This is a genomic window from Priestia sp. 40 (assembly GCF_049368575.1).
Lineage (GTDB): Bacteria > Bacillota > Bacilli > Bacillales > Bacillaceae_H > Priestia > Priestia zanthoxyli.
In genome coordinates this window covers 192,713-206,998 of record NZ_JBMPZA010000026.1, presented here as the reverse complement: position 1 = coordinate 206,998, position 14,286 = coordinate 192,713, and the positions used below count along the sequence as shown (strand labels likewise).

13 protein-coding genes are annotated in these 14,286 nt (G+C 37.8%); 8 read left to right on the top strand and 5 right to left on the bottom strand.

Annotated features, from left to right (window positions below; translation table 11 throughout):
- Window positions 1–27 precede the first annotated feature (27 nt).
- Window positions 28–234, bottom strand: coding sequence for a hypothetical protein (locus ACO1DI_RS27250; RefSeq protein WP_302893081.1), 207 nt, complete (start codon window positions 232–234; stop codon window positions 28–30).
- Between the two features lie 219 nt (window positions 235–453).
- Between ACO1DI_RS27250 and ACO1DI_RS27245 the strand changes: the two genes are divergently transcribed.
- Window positions 454–2,181, top strand: coding sequence for an ABC transporter ATP-binding protein (locus tag ACO1DI_RS27245; protein ID WP_014459472.1), 1,728 nt, complete (start codon window positions 454–456; stop codon window positions 2,179–2,181).
- A 41-nt stretch (window positions 2,182–2,222) separates the two neighbouring features.
- On the opposite strand, the gene ACO1DI_RS27240 is transcribed toward ACO1DI_RS27245, so the two are convergent.
- Together ACO1DI_RS27240 and ACO1DI_RS27235 are read right to left on the bottom strand one after the other, a co-directional pair.
- On the bottom strand, window positions 2,223–2,888 hold the full coding sequence (locus ACO1DI_RS27240; RefSeq protein ID WP_098625848.1) for a type 1 glutamine amidotransferase domain-containing protein: 666 nt from the start codon (window positions 2,886–2,888) through the stop codon (window positions 2,223–2,225).
- Window positions 2,889–2,984: 96 nt separating this feature from the next.
- Window positions 2,985–3,563, bottom strand: coding sequence for a hypothetical protein (locus ACO1DI_RS27235; protein WP_098625846.1), 579 nt, complete (start codon window positions 3,561–3,563; stop codon window positions 2,985–2,987).
- 150 nt (window positions 3,564–3,713) lie between these two features.
- Here ACO1DI_RS27235 and ACO1DI_RS27230 point away from each other — a divergent pair, with 150 nt between their 5' ends.
- Window positions 3,714–4,112, top strand: a complete 399-nt coding sequence (locus ACO1DI_RS27230) for a FixH family protein (protein WP_098625844.1) — start codon at window positions 3,714–3,716, stop codon at window positions 4,110–4,112.
- 63 nt (window positions 4,113–4,175) lie between these two features.
- Here ACO1DI_RS27230 and ACO1DI_RS27225 read toward each other — a convergent pair whose 3' ends face one another.
- Window positions 4,176–5,552, bottom strand: coding sequence for a PLP-dependent aminotransferase family protein (locus ACO1DI_RS27225; protein ID WP_423145772.1), 1,377 nt, complete (start codon window positions 5,550–5,552; stop codon window positions 4,176–4,178).
- 150 nt (window positions 5,553–5,702) lie between these two features.
- On the opposite strand from ACO1DI_RS27225, the gene ACO1DI_RS27220 reads away from it, so the two are divergent.
- On the top strand, window positions 5,703–6,620 hold the full coding sequence (locus ACO1DI_RS27220; protein ID WP_115654261.1) for a DMT family transporter: 918 nt from the start codon (window positions 5,703–5,705) through the stop codon (window positions 6,618–6,620).
- A 294-nt stretch (window positions 6,621–6,914) separates the two neighbouring features.
- A complete protein-coding gene (locus ACO1DI_RS27215) occupies window positions 6,915–8,246 on the top strand; it encodes a polysaccharide biosynthesis protein (RefSeq protein WP_013057669.1) in 1,332 nt (443 codons plus the stop codon).
- Window positions 8,247–8,281: 35 nt separating this feature from the next.
- On the opposite strand, the gene ACO1DI_RS27210 is transcribed toward ACO1DI_RS27215, so the two are convergent.
- The gene (locus ACO1DI_RS27210; protein WP_028412808.1) at window positions 8,282–10,072 is read right to left on the bottom strand and encodes a transglycosylase domain-containing protein; all 1,791 of its coding nucleotides are present in this window, start codon (window positions 10,070–10,072) and stop codon (window positions 8,282–8,284) included.
- Window positions 10,073–10,894: 822 nt separating this feature from the next.
- Here ACO1DI_RS27210 and ACO1DI_RS27205 point away from each other — a divergent pair.
- From ACO1DI_RS27205 to ACO1DI_RS27190, 4 genes are all read left to right on the top strand, one after another.
- Entirely contained in the window at window positions 10,895–11,497 is a 603-nt protein-coding gene (locus ACO1DI_RS27205; RefSeq protein ID WP_423145771.1) for an alpha/beta hydrolase, read from the top strand.
- Between the two features lie 290 nt (window positions 11,498–11,787).
- Window positions 11,788–12,498, top strand: coding sequence for a polysaccharide deacetylase family protein (locus tag ACO1DI_RS27200; protein WP_014459481.1), 711 nt, complete (start codon window positions 11,788–11,790; stop codon window positions 12,496–12,498).
- 15 nt (window positions 12,499–12,513) lie between these two features.
- Window positions 12,514–13,107, top strand: a complete 594-nt coding sequence (locus ACO1DI_RS27195) for a DedA family protein (protein WP_140451418.1) — start codon at window positions 12,514–12,516, stop codon at window positions 13,105–13,107.
- A complete protein-coding gene (locus ACO1DI_RS27190) occupies window positions 13,104–14,237 on the top strand; it encodes an MGDG synthase family glycosyltransferase (RefSeq protein WP_014459482.1) in 1,134 nt (377 codons plus the stop codon). Before ACO1DI_RS27195 ends, ACO1DI_RS27190 begins: the two co-directional genes overlap by 4 nt.
- Window positions 14,238–14,286: the final 49 nt, after the last annotated feature.

Genomic DNA, 14,286 nt, shown 5'->3' with positions numbered 1-14,286 from the left:
AGTGAGAAATCTCTCACTGTTTTTTTGTTAGGCATTAAAAGCTGTGTTATCCCTCGGGCCTTTTCCCGGAGAGGGAGGCATCGGCATTTGAGAATTAGAACTAGAACTAGAACTAGAAGCAGAACCAGAGCTGGACGTAGAGCCGCTTGGAGGCGATATATTTCCTGCGTTTCCAAAAATAACGATACCGCCAGAAATGGTTCCAATTGAAATAGATTTAATATAAACAGACATTCTTATTCAACCTCTCATCTAGTAAAGAAATTCAGTGTACCATAGTATATGACCAGCTTGTCATTTTTGTATAGACGAGTTCAAAAAATGGGTAAAAGCTTAGAAGTTCAGGTTGAGAAAAGAAATGGTGTAAAATAAGATAGAACTTTGAAGGTAAAGTTTCAGGTGTCTACCTAAGGTATGTATATCACCTATTAAGAGAATTAGAAAGGAACTAAGATGAAAACGCAAAAAGGAATTAATTTTTCATTTAAAAAATTGTGGTTGTTAACAAACCCTCCGACAGGGAAGTTAGTCATTTCGTTTATACTGGCCTTAATCAATACGGGAGCTTCTCTTTCCATTCCTCTTGTTATTAAAGAAGTGATGGAGAAAATTTCAACAGGCGTCTCACCACAGCTTGTGACAGGACTTCTTGGCTTATTTGCTGCTCAAATGGTAACAAGCGCACTGTCTCTTTATCTCCTTGCTCAAGTAGGGCAAGGTGTTGTAAAAGAACTCAGACATAAAGTGTGGAACAAGCTCATAAAGCTTCCTGTTTCATTTTACGATCAAAATCGTTCAGGTGAAATGGTAAGCCGCATTACAAATGATACAACCATTGTGATGAATTTATTGTCAACAGAAATGATTGACTTTGTTAAAAATATTTTATCTATTATCGTTGCCGTTGTTATTTTATTTACGCTTGATGTACCCATGACGCTCATTTTATTAGCGGTTATTCCCGTTATGTTTGTACTGGTTATGCCGCTAGCGCGAAAAATACATAAAATTGCACGTGAGCAGCAGGATAAAATGTCCAAGCTTACGGCTTTTTTAGCTCAAATGCTGAGTGAAATCCGTTTGATTAAAGTATCCGGTTCAGAGAAAAAAGAAGTTGATTCGGGCTTACAATCGTTTCAGTCACTCTACCTCTTCGGTGTAAAGAGAGCTAAAATTGAAGCCATCATTACACCGATTATTAGCACGGTGATGACCGCTGTTATGATTGCCATCGTCGGGTTTGGTGCCTACCGGGTGAGTGAGGGATTTATCACTGCAGGAGAGCTGGTGGCTTTTGTTCTTTACCTTTTTCAAATTATGGTTCCAGTTGGTTCACTTACCCGATTTGTTACGAGCTTTCAGCAAACCAAAGGAGCTTCAGAAAGAATTTTTGATATATTAGCTGAGAAAGAAGAGAACTATGAAAATGGAGAAGTGCTTGAACAGGTAGGGAGTTTAAGGTTCGATAAAGTTGCTTTCCAATATGAAGATAAACCAGTATTGCAGGAAGTTTCATTTTCTGCTAAAAAAGGAGAAGTTACCGCTTTTGTTGGACCTAGCGGAGCTGGGAAATCTACTGTTTTTTCGCTTATCGAACGCTTTTATGAGCCTTCATCGGGGCACATATTCTTGGATGGAACAGACAGTCAAAACGTCAACTTACGTTCGTGGCGTCACCTGTTTAGCTATGTTCAGCAGGATTCTCCGATTTTAGCAGGAACAATTCGAGAAAATCTCATTTACGGGTTAGAGAGGCATGTGACGGATGAAGAAATAGAAGAAGCAGCGAAGTTAGCGAATGCTCATCATTTCATTCAGTCCTTTGAAGCTCAATACGAAACAATGATTGGAGAAAGAGGTATTAATCTCTCAGGAGGACAGCGACAGCGTATTGCAATTGCCCGAGCACTGTTACGCAATCCCCAGTTTTTACTACTGGACGAAGCGACAGCTAGCTTGGACTCCGAATCAGAAAAGCTTGTGCAAGAGTCATTGGAAACGGTAATGAAAGAACGCACATCACTCGTCATTGCTCATCGTCTATCTACGGTCATTAATGCAGACCAAATTGTTGTAATAGAAGAAGGGAGAGTTACAGGAAACGGGACGCACAAAGAGCTGTTAGCCTCTCATGCTTTTTACCGGCGGTTGGTGGAGCAGCAGTTTCAAACATCACTATAGAACAAACAAAAAAGACTGCTTGAAAAACAGTCTTTTTTAGTTTATTTATTTAGCTTTTTAACTAATTCATCACCCATTAGTTCCGAAGAAAAAGGATCTCGGCTTGTGACAATTTGATCATTTGCCCAAACGGCATATGCTTTTTTATCCATCTCCGGGATGTAATTAGCCACTTCACGAAGCTCTTGTTCTAAACTGTATGGTAAAAAAGGAAGTACTTCTTCCGGTTCAATTTCATCAGGATAACCGGTTACGTCTAGTCCTTTAATTAACAGTTCATCATCGGATCCTTTCAAGAAAGCAAAAACAGAAGGTCCGTGACACTCAGCTGCTAAAATACCTCCGTTGTCGTACACTTTGTTCATAAGTGCATGCAAGTCCACATTTTTTGCTAAGTCAAACATAGCGCCGTGGCCGCCTACTACTAAGATAACGTCATAGTTCTCAGCATCTACTTCTTCAAGCTTCATTGTCTGATCCGCTCTTCCTGATTCATATAATTTCTTATATGTTCCATTTGGATCAAAGTCTTCTGAAATACTTCGAACGTCTACTTCCGGCTTACCTCCAAAAGGTGAGGCTAAATCAACGGTGTGTCCTGCGCCCTCAAGCTTCTGCAGCGGAGCAAATAATTCTTCTGCCCACCAACCTGTGTGATAATCTTTTTCTTCGTATCCGCTTGATAATACAGCTAACACTCTTGCCATGTGTATACCTCCTAAATGATGTAAAACGTATAGTGATACATATCATGTACTTATTGTGAACTGTACCCTATATAAAAAAGGTTAAACAATGGCAAGTTATGAAAACGTAGCATGAACCATAAACAAAACCAAAAAAGAGATAGCAAATTTAAGATGCCACTTTTTATCTGTACGTTTATAGCGCTTTACGCCCATTACAAGTAAACAAGCTAGAACAGCCATCGTAATAATGCCTGAAAAGTACGTAAAATTTGCTTGAAATCCTCTTATTAAAGCCATATAACCATGTAAAATAACCAAGGCAGTTGATATAAGAGCAATGGGCACGTGCCACTGACGAACGTACTTGGCTAAAAATTGAATAAGCGGTTTTAACTCAAAATTTCCTTTTTTTATGTGCGATAACGGTTTCCACTTTAATAATAAAAAAATAGGATAAATGGCTAAAGCTGCAAAGAAACCAATTCTTGCAATTGAACCAAGCTCTTTAAAATTCCCTTCATATATTTTAGAATCAATCGGAAGGGAGTGTTTATAAATAGGGATGTAAATAAGCCCTGCTACAACTAGTAAAAAAGAGATAGTAAAGATCAAGATCACTTTTTTACGCTCACTTTTATTTTTGATTAATATCTGTAGCCATGATTGTTTAGCTGGAGATTTAGCTGAATTCATTTTCTTCCTCCTTGGAAAAAACTAGTTAGTATCAGTATGAACTTTTTTTCTTAAAAAATCTTTAAAAATCCTTCTTTTTTAGAAAAATTCATTTTTTTCTTTGCAATACGCGTTATAGTTAAACAAAGGGTTTAAAAAGGAGATGAATACATGAAAAAAAGAATAAGTATATCTATAATCAGCCTTTGCTTACTTTTAACGGCCTGTGGTCAGGAGCCTGCTCAAAGCACAAATGCTGAACAGCCAAAACCGTTGAACGTAAATCTTCAAGGTCCAGAAGCGTTACGGAAAAATGAAAGCGGTAACTACAAAGCTGAAGTTACATATGGAAACGAAAAAGTGAATAATGATGATGTTGAACTGATTGAATTTGAAATAGAGAAAAAAGATGGCGACGGGAAAGGGAAGATGTTAAAACCTAAACAAATAGGAGAAGGTGTATATGAGATACAAACATCTTTCTCTGAGCCTGGCACATATACCGTGCAGTCACACGTTTCTGCAAAAGGGACGCATAACATGCCTCTTATAACCGTTACGGTTAAATAAAAGAAGTCAAGGATTCTAATTCCTTGGCTTCTTTTCGTTTAGTATGTCCATTGAATTACCATTCTACAGGGAGAAAAGGTTATTTGGGATAGGATGATTTTTTCTATCATCAATTAAAGTAATGCACTGAGCCAACTGTTCAATTCCTCGTTTGATCGTATTCTTATTTACTTGTGAGATGCTTAATCGGAGAAGAGTGTTTCGTTTGTATTCTGGTAAAAAAAATCTAGAAGCATCATCAACATATATGTGCTGCTCGTTTAGCATGTGAACGATCTGTTTTGCTGTTACATGCTCAGGCAAACTAATGGATAAATAGAATCCTGAAGTTGGTTTAGAAAAATGTGTATGAGCCGGCAGCAATGAATCACAAGCTTCTACAAGAGTTTGCATTTTGGTATGGTATACCTCTTTTATCTTTTTAAGATGACTAGTAAACATGCCGCTTTTTAAATAAATTTCAAGAGCACCTTGAGAAAGCGCTGAACTATTAAAATCCGAACTGAATTTATATCGTAAAAAGTTGCTATTCATTAACGAAGGAAGCACGACAGCAGCAATGCGTAACCCGGGAAGAAAGATTTTCGAAAAGCTTTTAATGTAAATAACTCGTCCAGAAGGATTAAAAGAAAATAAAGGATCTGATTTTGCATCGGGATCAAGGTCGCCCAAAAAGTCATCCTCCACTATATATACATCGTATTTTTCGGCTAGCTCCACGATTTTTTTCTTCTCAAAATTTGTATAACAATGCCCAAGAGGATTGTGAAACCTTGGAATAATATAGAAAAATTTTATGTCATTATTTCGGAAAATGTACTCCAAACGATCAAGATCAATCCCTTCCATCGATAGCTCGATCCCAAAAGTAGTAGCTTGGTGCAGGATAAGAGATTCGATAAAACCGAAATAAGTGGGCTGTTCAATTAGGATATTATTTTTTCCATTTGGAAAGGGCATAGAAACTAATAAGTGAAGAGCTTGCTGAGACCCGGATACAACAACTAACCTTTCAGCTTGAGTGAACACCTGTAGATTCTGCAAGTGTTTCACTAACTGTACCCGTAATGAGTAAGAGCCTTGTTGATCAGAGTATGTAAAAAGCTCTTCTTTGTAGTGTTCAATTGCTTGGTTTATACAATGCTGAAATTCAAGATAAGGCATAACGTTTTTATCTGGACCAGCAGACAAGAAATCAATCACTTCATTTTCCTTCGTCCTATGTTGAAATTCCGCCACAACGTAGTAGCCGCTTTTAGGAACAGAATAAATTAAATGCTCTTTTTCTAGTTCGCTGTACGCTTTGATAACGGTATTCTTGCTGCACGAAAAATGTTGGGAGAGTCGGCGAACAGAAGGGAGTTTACCACCTGCAATAAGCGATCCGCTTGCTAGGCCAAGCTTAATTTCTTCCATGATTTTCAAATATTTTAAACTCATAGGTCCTACTCCTTTAATTTGTACCCGTACAGATAGGTAAAAGAATGATTTATTTTACTCGTTGTCCTGCGCTATCCTTTTAATTATATCAGAACTTTTTTTAGAAAAATGGTACAGTTCTGAAAAATAAAAAGACAGGGGTAGGGTAAGATGCAAAAAGAAACGAGAGAGAAAATGGGCTTATTGCTCGGGGTAGTAGGTGTTATCTGTTTTAGCTTAACCCTTCCTTCTACAAGCATTGCAGTCGAGTATTTTGGAACGACAGTCGCCGGTTTAGGAAGAACAGCTGTAGCTGCTATTTTAGTAGCTGTGATATTGATTGTACGAAAAGAAAAAATTCCTTCTCTTCGCCAATTTAAAAGTCTGCTGATCGTGGCTTTAGGCGCAGTTTTAGGGTTTCCTCTGCTCACTTCCTGGGCAATGAAATCATTGCCAGTTTCTCACGGAGCGGTTGAACTCGCTCTTTTACCATTAGCCACAGCCGGTTTTGCGATGTTTAGAGGGGGTGAACGTCCTTCTTTCAAATTCTGGATATCAAGCATGATTGGTTCTGCAGCTGTTATCGTGTATGCTCTTCACCTCGGATTTGGTCAACTGCAGTTTGCCGATGCAGCTTTACTAGCAGCGGTGCTGATACTTGGACTGAGCTACGCAGAAGGAGGGGTGTTGGCAAGAGAATTAGGCAGCTGGCAAGTGATTGCTTGGGCCATTATCATCGGTGCGCCATTTTTTATGATTCCAGTGGGACTAAGCATTACAGCTGAGATGCTTCATGCGCCTTTACAAGCGTGGGTTAGTTTGATTTATCTCTCAGTAGTGAGTCAATTTTTAGCATACGTTGCTTGGTACAGCGGGATGGCTATGGGGGGAATAGCCAGAGTTAGTCAGGTTCAATATTTACAGCCATTTTTAATGATTCTGTTTGCAGCTCTATTTCTAGGCGAATCAATTACACTTTTTACTCTTGCTATAGCAATAATTGTTGTCTTTTCGGTTGTACTAGGCAAAAACGCCTCGGTATCAAAAAAAGAATCGCATCCACAGGAAATAATGAATAAAGACGCTTAACTAATATGTGAATTTATTACATTAAAACAACATGCTCTATTCCCGTTAGCAATCAGCAGGCTCATTGGGTCTCCTGTTTTCTCTATGTAAGTTTTGAGAGCCAAAATATAAGAAATGAATGAATTTCCTATGTAAAAAAGGTATATAACGGTTTTTTTTCACATAGGTTGAACATTATACGAGAACTTGTACACCGAAAAATACAATTAGACAAATAATTCGTATCGAGCTTGTCATATACATAGAGAGAAGAGGTAGTGATGAAAAAGGACGGGAAATAGAGGAGATAACGAGATGAACACTTTTTTGAAAGGAACGTTTATTCTAGCAGGTGCTGCCTTTGCGGGAGAGTTAATTGAATTTCTTGTAAATATGGTACTTGCTAGAGAATTAGGAAGGGAAGGTATGGGCATGTACATGACCGTTCTTCCTATCATTTTTCTTATTGCCACCGTAGCTAACTTAGAACTGCCTATTTCTATTTCTAAATTTCTTGCTGAACATCATCGCAAAGAACATCAGCATATGATGAAGCATGCCACCATTTTTGCGACTGCTGTGAGTTTGGGAATCTTTTTTATTACACTGGCCGTATTAGCAGCCTTTCCATTTTTTAGTCACTATCATCCTTACTTAAAATGGGTTGTACTATGTTTCATTCCGGTTGTTTCATTTTCAGCGGTGCTTCGTGGATATTTTACGGGTAAAAATAATATGACGACTATCGCTGTGTCTAATTTTATCCGCAAAGCCTTTCAGCTAACTATTTTATTTGTTGTTTTTCAAATGTTTGCTTTCACAGATGTTAAAATGTCGCTGTTTATTGCGATTTGTACGCTAATTGGAACCGAAGCTGTTATTTTGCTTTATTTTTTTATCACGTATGTTACTCAGTTAAGCGTTTTATCAAGAGGGCACAGACCTCTGCTTTCTCCAAGTGAGATTCGGAAAAAGCTGTTAGGCGTCTCACTTCCGACCACGGGACTGCGTTTATTTAATGCGGTATGTAATGCTATTCAGCCGTTTTTAATCAAACACGCGCTCGTTTTATCTGGAATGACTTTAACCGGGGCAACGCAGCATTTTGGTATGCTGACAGGAGTAGCGATGTCGATCGGCTTTTTTCCAGCTTTCTTTGCTCATTCTCTTTTAGTAGCACTAATACCTGCTGTATCTGAAGCTCATGCGAAAAATCAGGAAGAACAGCTTCAAAGACTTTTGACTCAAAGTATGCAAATGACATTTTTATATGGGATTCCGTCTATAGTGGCGATGTATTTCTTTGCTGAGCCGCTTACCAACTTGTTTTTTCATTCTACAGAGGCCGTGTACTATTTAAAGGCTTTATGGCCGTATTTTCTTTTTCACTTCTTTGCCGTCCCGCTTCAAGCTTATTTAATTGGCCTTGGGTATGTAAAAGATGCTTTTTACCATACGATTTGGTCTCATATTGTATCTTTTTCCCTCATGTTTTTCCTAGGATCACAAACCAATATTGGCATGCAGGGAATTATTATCGGAATGAACTGTGGCGTGGTTGTCTTGACCGTTCTGCATTATGTAACGATTTGCAAAGTCATCAACGTTTCCTTTTTTTCACTTAAGCATAAAACGCATTTATCTTAAAAAAACCTCCAACAGTGAAGTTGGAGGTTTTTTGGTTACCAGTTATTCATAATTGAGCTAAACAGTGTAGCAGGGTCTTGTCCGCCGCCGCCTGATAAATATTTCGTTGTTTGCGTAGAATTAGCATTATCAAAGCCAGCATGGATAGAAACGACTGCATCATCGGTATACCCGACAAACCAAGCATCTTTGACATCGTTGGTTGTACCAGTTTTACCTGCAGCATCTCGTGAAGAACGAGCGTTAACACCTGTTCCATAGCTTTTTTCAATCACGTCTTGCAGCATGGATGTCATTGTATCCGCATTTTCTTCACTCATTACTCGCTCTGTCTGAATGTCTGGCTTTTTCACTTCACCGTCGCGCATCTCAATTTTTCGAATTGCGTAAGGCTTAGTCATGACGCCTTTGTTAGCAAAAGTTGTATATCCTTGTGCTAACTGAAGGGGAGAGAACGTTGTCGTCGTTCCTCCAAGAGCAAGCCCTAATTTTGACTTATCGTCATCTTCAAGAGGAAGTCCAGCTTTTTCCATAAATTTTGCGCTTGTATCAATACCAATTTGTTTTAAAAGCCAAACAGCTGGAACGTTGAGTGAACGAGTAAGTGCTTCACGCATTGTCACATGCTTTTGATATTCACCTTCTGCGTTTTTAGGGCTATATCCACCGCCAAAGTCTTGTCGTTCGTCACTTAAAAGTGAAGTTGGTGTATAATCTCCAGTTTCTAAGGCTGGACCATATACGGCTAAAGGCTTAATAGCTGAACCAAGCTGATAGCCGCTTGTAGCACGGTTTAAGCCGTTTCGCTCATAGCTGCGTCCTCCATACATCGCTGAAATCCCACCTGTTTTAGGGTTGACAGCTGAAATTCCAACCTCTACTTTGCTGTTGATGGCATCATCTCGGAACGTATGATTTGCTACAGAGTTATTAATTGATTCCTGTAAATTAGGATCTAAATCTGTATAAATGGCATAACCACCCTTATAAAGGTCATCAGCAGATACGCCATATTGTTGAGCAGCTTCTTTAATTACATAATCAATAAATGCTTGATTTGAGTTCGGTTTTTTAACCGGAATACTAGGCTCGACTACACGTTCATTTAACGCTTGCTGATACTGAGTATCGCTAATAACGTTTTGGTCATGCATCAGTTTCAATACAACGTTTCGTCGGGCTGTCGCTTTTTCTGTACTATTGCTTGGTGAATACGTACTCGGCGCTTTTGGCAGTCCTGCTAAAAGCGCAGCTTCGCCTACGGTTAAATCTGATACAGGCTTATTAAAATAAATCTGAGAAGCTGCACCAATACCATATACACCGCTTCCGAAATAAATTTGATTTAAATATAATTCCAAAATTTGATCTTTTGTAAATTGTCTTTCTAAGCCTAGCGATAGAAACATTTCATCTACTTTACGTTTAATGGTCTTATCACTAGATAAGTAAAGATTTCTTGCTAACTGCTGCGTAATGGTACTTGCGCCTTCAGCTTTACTCATTGTTACAATGTTCTTAAAAAGGGCGCGGCCAATACCTTGTAAATCAATCCCAAAATGCTTGTAAAAGCGACGGTCTTCCGTTGCAACAAACGCCATTTTTACATAATCGGGAATTTCATTACTCGAAACATTTTGACGGGGAACGGTTTTATACAATTCGTCAATCTTACGGTCATTTTTGTCATAGACTACCGTACTTTGAACCGACTGCAGTTTCGAGTAAGATAAATCAGCCGTTTGCTGAAATTGCTTTAATACATAGGTAACTCCTAGCATTACAATTAAAACAACGACTAAAAAGGCTAAAATAAATTTCCTCATGTTGGTTCACTCCACTAAGTAATAATTCCATGTTCACACATAGCTACATTCTTTGTCTTTACAAGATCGTTATGTAAAGAATGCTGAAGTTTGTTGTCCCATTCAATCTTTTAACAGAGAGATGGATGATAAAGTATTAACGTTCATAAGCTGACGCGCTAAGCTTTATAAAGGCTATTATTCAAGTGCAGGTAAGTTTTTAGGGTATAAGATGATTGACATAAATAGCACTTTACGCAGTTATTTTTTGCTTACTCGCAGATGCTTCGTTTTTTTATTAAACTGAAACGAAGTGAAATACAATCATCTGAACTTAGTTTACCCATAAATTTGTGTTTGTCAAATAAAGTCGTATAAAGCACCATTCGGGGCTTTGTTCCCCTTTATGAAAAAACAAGCTGGTATTTTACGTTCTGTTTCTTATAGAAAAAAGTTGTTATAACACGTATAAGAAATAAGATTTAGTACGTTCGGGTATAAATGCTGATATCTGTTGAAAGTAACGAAATAAAGCAAAAATTAACTAATTTATCAGACTAGGGCACTTTTTATACGAAGGAGGACGGGCGAGTTTTAATCATTATCCACCTTTTGACGGGAGCACTTAGCTAAAAGTGGAATATTTCTTTCCCCGCTGTAAGTCAAACGAATTAAATACCTAGCTGCATATGAGCAATGGCCATATGAAGTTATTCAGTATTATGTGATACTGCCAGCAAAACATACAGGTATTTCTTTGACAGTAGTTCCTTTACAAATGCTTCGAAAGTTCTTATAATAAAATTATCTTTAATTCGAGATATTTAAAAGGAGTGGATATACGTGAAACATATTTTTAAAAAAGGAACGGACGAGACGAAACCGACTTTATTGCTGTTGCATGGTACAGGAGGTACAGAACAAGATCTGCTCCCTGTTGCAGATATGATTGATTCCTCTTGCTCCGTATTATCTGTAAGAGGAAACGTATTAGAAAACGGAATGCCCCGTTTCTTTAGACGTTTACAAGAAGGGATATTTGATATAGAAGATTTAATTGAACGTACAAAAGAACTTCATCAATTTTTAGATGAAGCGGCTGAAACGTATTCATTCGAACGAAGCAACATCGTAGCTGTAGGCTACTCAAATGGCGCCAATATTGCAGGAAGTTTGCTATTTCATTATGAGAATTCTTTAAAAGGGGCGGCTCTTCTTCATCCGATGGTTCCAAGAAGAGGAATTGAAGTGCCTAAGACCGACGCCTCTATCTTTGTAGGCGCAGGTACAAACGACCCTATTTGCCCAGCATCAGAAACGGAAGAACTTTCTGTGCTTTTAGAAAAAGCCGGAGCGGACGTACAGGTGCACTGGGAATCATTTGGACATCAGTTAACACGAACAGAAATTGAAGCAGCTGAAAAATGGTATCGGTCAAAATTTTAATTTAAAAACTTTCCGCACTCGTGCGGGAAGTTTTTTTATTTTTAAGAAATAATGACAGTTATCATACAAAAGATAGATATAAATGGTAAAAAGTACTTTTTTTACTGAATGAAGGGAAATTTTATGATATTATTTTATTTCCGGTATATCCTTGCAGAACAGCTATTTTTAGGTAAAGTATTAAGTTATTTTAAAATTCCTGGCTTCTATCACAAAAAAATGAAACCAAAGTCCGAGTAAACCGTTATAATAAATGCAGGATTTAAATTCAAAAGGATGGTTAAAAGCATATGACTCGTTTTTTTATTGTTTTACTTTTCGTTCTAATGGTTATATGTGTATATACCATTATTTCGCAAACCCTTTATCGTCGCTATCATTCATCAGTCATAATAAAAGGGGCAAAAAAGCATAAAATAGCTATAACATTTGACGATGGGCCTCATCCTGTTTATACGCCAAAAATTTTGGACTTGTTCAAACTGCATGGAATGAAAGCTACTTTTTTTATTGTGGGAGAACTAGGGGAAAAACACCCGTCTATTTTAAACAGGATGATCGATGAAGGACATGAAGTAGCTATACATCATCATCGTCATGTGAGTGCATGGACGCAAACACCTTGGCAATTAAAAAGACAAATTCATCAATGTGCACAGGTTATAGAGAAAGTAACAAATCAAAAGCCGCTTTTTTATCGTCCGCCGTGGGGACATTTAAATATGAGCAGTTTATCAATGGCCAAGCCATATTACCTTGTGATCTGGACAGGAATCTTTCAGGATTGGACACTAAAAACAACGAAAACGGCATTAGTTCAAAAACTAATGCGTAAAGTAGAAGATGGAGCCATTTTTGTTTTACATGATAATGGAGATACCCCGGGAGCAGATGAAAAAGCACCTGAAATGACGATTGCAGCACTAGAAGAATTTTTACCTTACTTAAAACAGCAAGGGTATGAAAGTATAACCATGCAGCAATTGATGAATCAATCGTAAATAGAGGAGCGAGCAGTGGACTTAACAATTATTTCTCAGTATATACATTCCTATGGTTATATTGTTATTTTACTTGTACTTTTTTGTGGGATTGTTGGAATTCCAGCGCCCGAAGAATCATTTTTAATATTATTAGGCATGTTTATTGCCAAACATCAGCTGAACTTATACGAATCATCTCTTTTTGCTTTTTTAGGTGTTATAACTGGAATGCTTACTGCTTACGGGCTAGGAAGGTATGCGGGAACTCCATTTTTTGATAAATACGGAAAATACGTAGGGTTAACCAAAGAGAAAATTGAAGCGGCAAGCGGCAGCTACCATAAATACGGGATATGGACCATTTTATTTGGTTTATATATTCCAGGCTTGCGTCAGATTAGCCCATATATGGCGGGAATAAGTCGCTATCCGTTTTTACTTTATTTATTGTTATCGGTAGTAGGAAGTCTAGTATGGGTCCTTTCTTTTCTGATTCTAGGTTACTATGTAGGAGATCGAATTCATATTTCGTATATTATCATGGGCGCTGTAGCTTTTTTCATCATTTATTTACTTATAAAAAGAACAAGAAACCGAAAACGTCTTGAGAGGAGGGATGGTCAATGAGGAAGGTTTTATTCTTACCGCTTTTTCAGATGCCATCTGGTCATCACCAAGTAGCAGACGCCGTTATGGATGCCATCATGGAGCGTTTTTCGCACGTTATTTGTCAAAAAATTGATTGTTTAAGCTATTGGAGCAAACCGCTTGAACAAATGATTTCATCGATATACATGAAATGGATTTCTGTTTTTCCAAAGCAGTTTGAAAAATTTTATTACGGTCATGTATACAAAAAAAACGACCATACGATGGATGATTTTGTTGTGAAAAAGTGGCCGATTATCGAATACCATATGAAGAAATTAATTGATGCAGAGCAGCCGGATGTCATTGTTTGTACACACAGCTTTCCTTCCTGTGTATTAAGCGGGTTAAAAGAAAAAGGCATCATTGATCTTCCTATTATAAACGTATACACCGACTTCTTAGTCAGCGACGTATGGGGTAAAAATGGAATTGAGCTTCACTGCGTGCCTGATCAGGATACAAAAGCGTTTTTACAGAACGTTCACGGTGTAAAAGAGTCTTCTATTTATGTAACGGGAATTCCTGTTCATAAAGCGTTTTTAAAAAGACGGATTGACCATCTCATGCCACAGAAGCATATACTGATTGCCGGAGGGAATTCCGGCCTTGGAAATGTACGCAAAATGCTTCAGCAGCTTCCGCAAAACTGTACGTATATGTATTATGTGCTGTGCGGAAAAAACAAAAAGTTGTATCAAGAACTAATAAAATTAAACCATCCGAGAATTAAAGCGGTCTCGTATGTAAAATCGAGAGAGAAAATGAATGATTTATATGAAGGAGCAGATGCCATTGTCACAAAAGCTGGGGGAGTGACAATCAGCGAAGCCCTTCACAAGAGACTACCTATTTTTATTCACTCATCTCTTCCCGGTCAAGAACAAATTAACATTGAATATCTAAAAGAAAAAGAGCTGCTGATACCGCTTAATGATGCTGAAACCTTTGAACAGCAGCTTAAGAACATTTTAGAAAATGATGTAAAACGAAACCGTTTGATAAAACGGATGGACGAATATGTAGACAGCTTAGAAGTAAAAGTAGACCGCGTGCTTGCAGATCATTTTAAGCTGTATCGATATGAGACAAGTCAAAATCAATTTTAAGCAGAACATTGGTTATTTCTTTTTACATTCGATAAACTAACTGTAGAGA

Excerpts from the sequence above, each read along its gene's own strand:
- ACO1DI_RS27220 (WP_115654261.1), top strand. The coding sequence starts at position 5,703 with ATGCAAAAAGAAACGAGAGAGAAAATGGGCTTATTGCTCGGGGTAGTA.
- ACO1DI_RS27250 (WP_302893081.1), bottom strand. The coding sequence starts at position 234 with ATGTCTGTTTATATTAAATCTATTTCAATTGGAACCATTTCTGGCGGT.
- ACO1DI_RS27225 (WP_423145772.1), bottom strand. The coding sequence starts at position 5,552 with ATGAGTTTAAAATATTTGAAAATCATGGAAGAAATTAAGCTTGGCCTA.
- ACO1DI_RS27190 (WP_014459482.1), top strand. The coding sequence starts at position 13,104 with ATGAGGAAGGTTTTATTCTTACCGCTTTTTCAGATGCCATCTGGTCAT.
- ACO1DI_RS27245 (WP_014459472.1), top strand. The coding sequence starts at position 454 with ATGAAAACGCAAAAAGGAATTAATTTTTCATTTAAAAAATTGTGGTTG.
- ACO1DI_RS27215 (WP_013057669.1), top strand. The coding sequence starts at position 6,915 with ATGAACACTTTTTTGAAAGGAACGTTTATTCTAGCAGGTGCTGCCTTT.
- ACO1DI_RS27210 (WP_028412808.1), bottom strand. The coding sequence starts at position 10,072 with ATGAGGAAATTTATTTTAGCCTTTTTAGTCGTTGTTTTAATTGTAATG.
- ACO1DI_RS27240 (WP_098625848.1), bottom strand. The coding sequence starts at position 2,888 with ATGGCAAGAGTGTTAGCTGTATTATCAAGCGGATACGAAGAAAAAGAT.
- ACO1DI_RS27235 (WP_098625846.1), bottom strand. The coding sequence starts at position 3,563 with ATGAATTCAGCTAAATCTCCAGCTAAACAATCATGGCTACAGATATTA.
- ACO1DI_RS27230 (WP_098625844.1), top strand. The coding sequence starts at position 3,714 with ATGAAAAAAAGAATAAGTATATCTATAATCAGCCTTTGCTTACTTTTA.
- ACO1DI_RS27200 (WP_014459481.1), top strand. The coding sequence starts at position 11,788 with ATGACTCGTTTTTTTATTGTTTTACTTTTCGTTCTAATGGTTATATGT.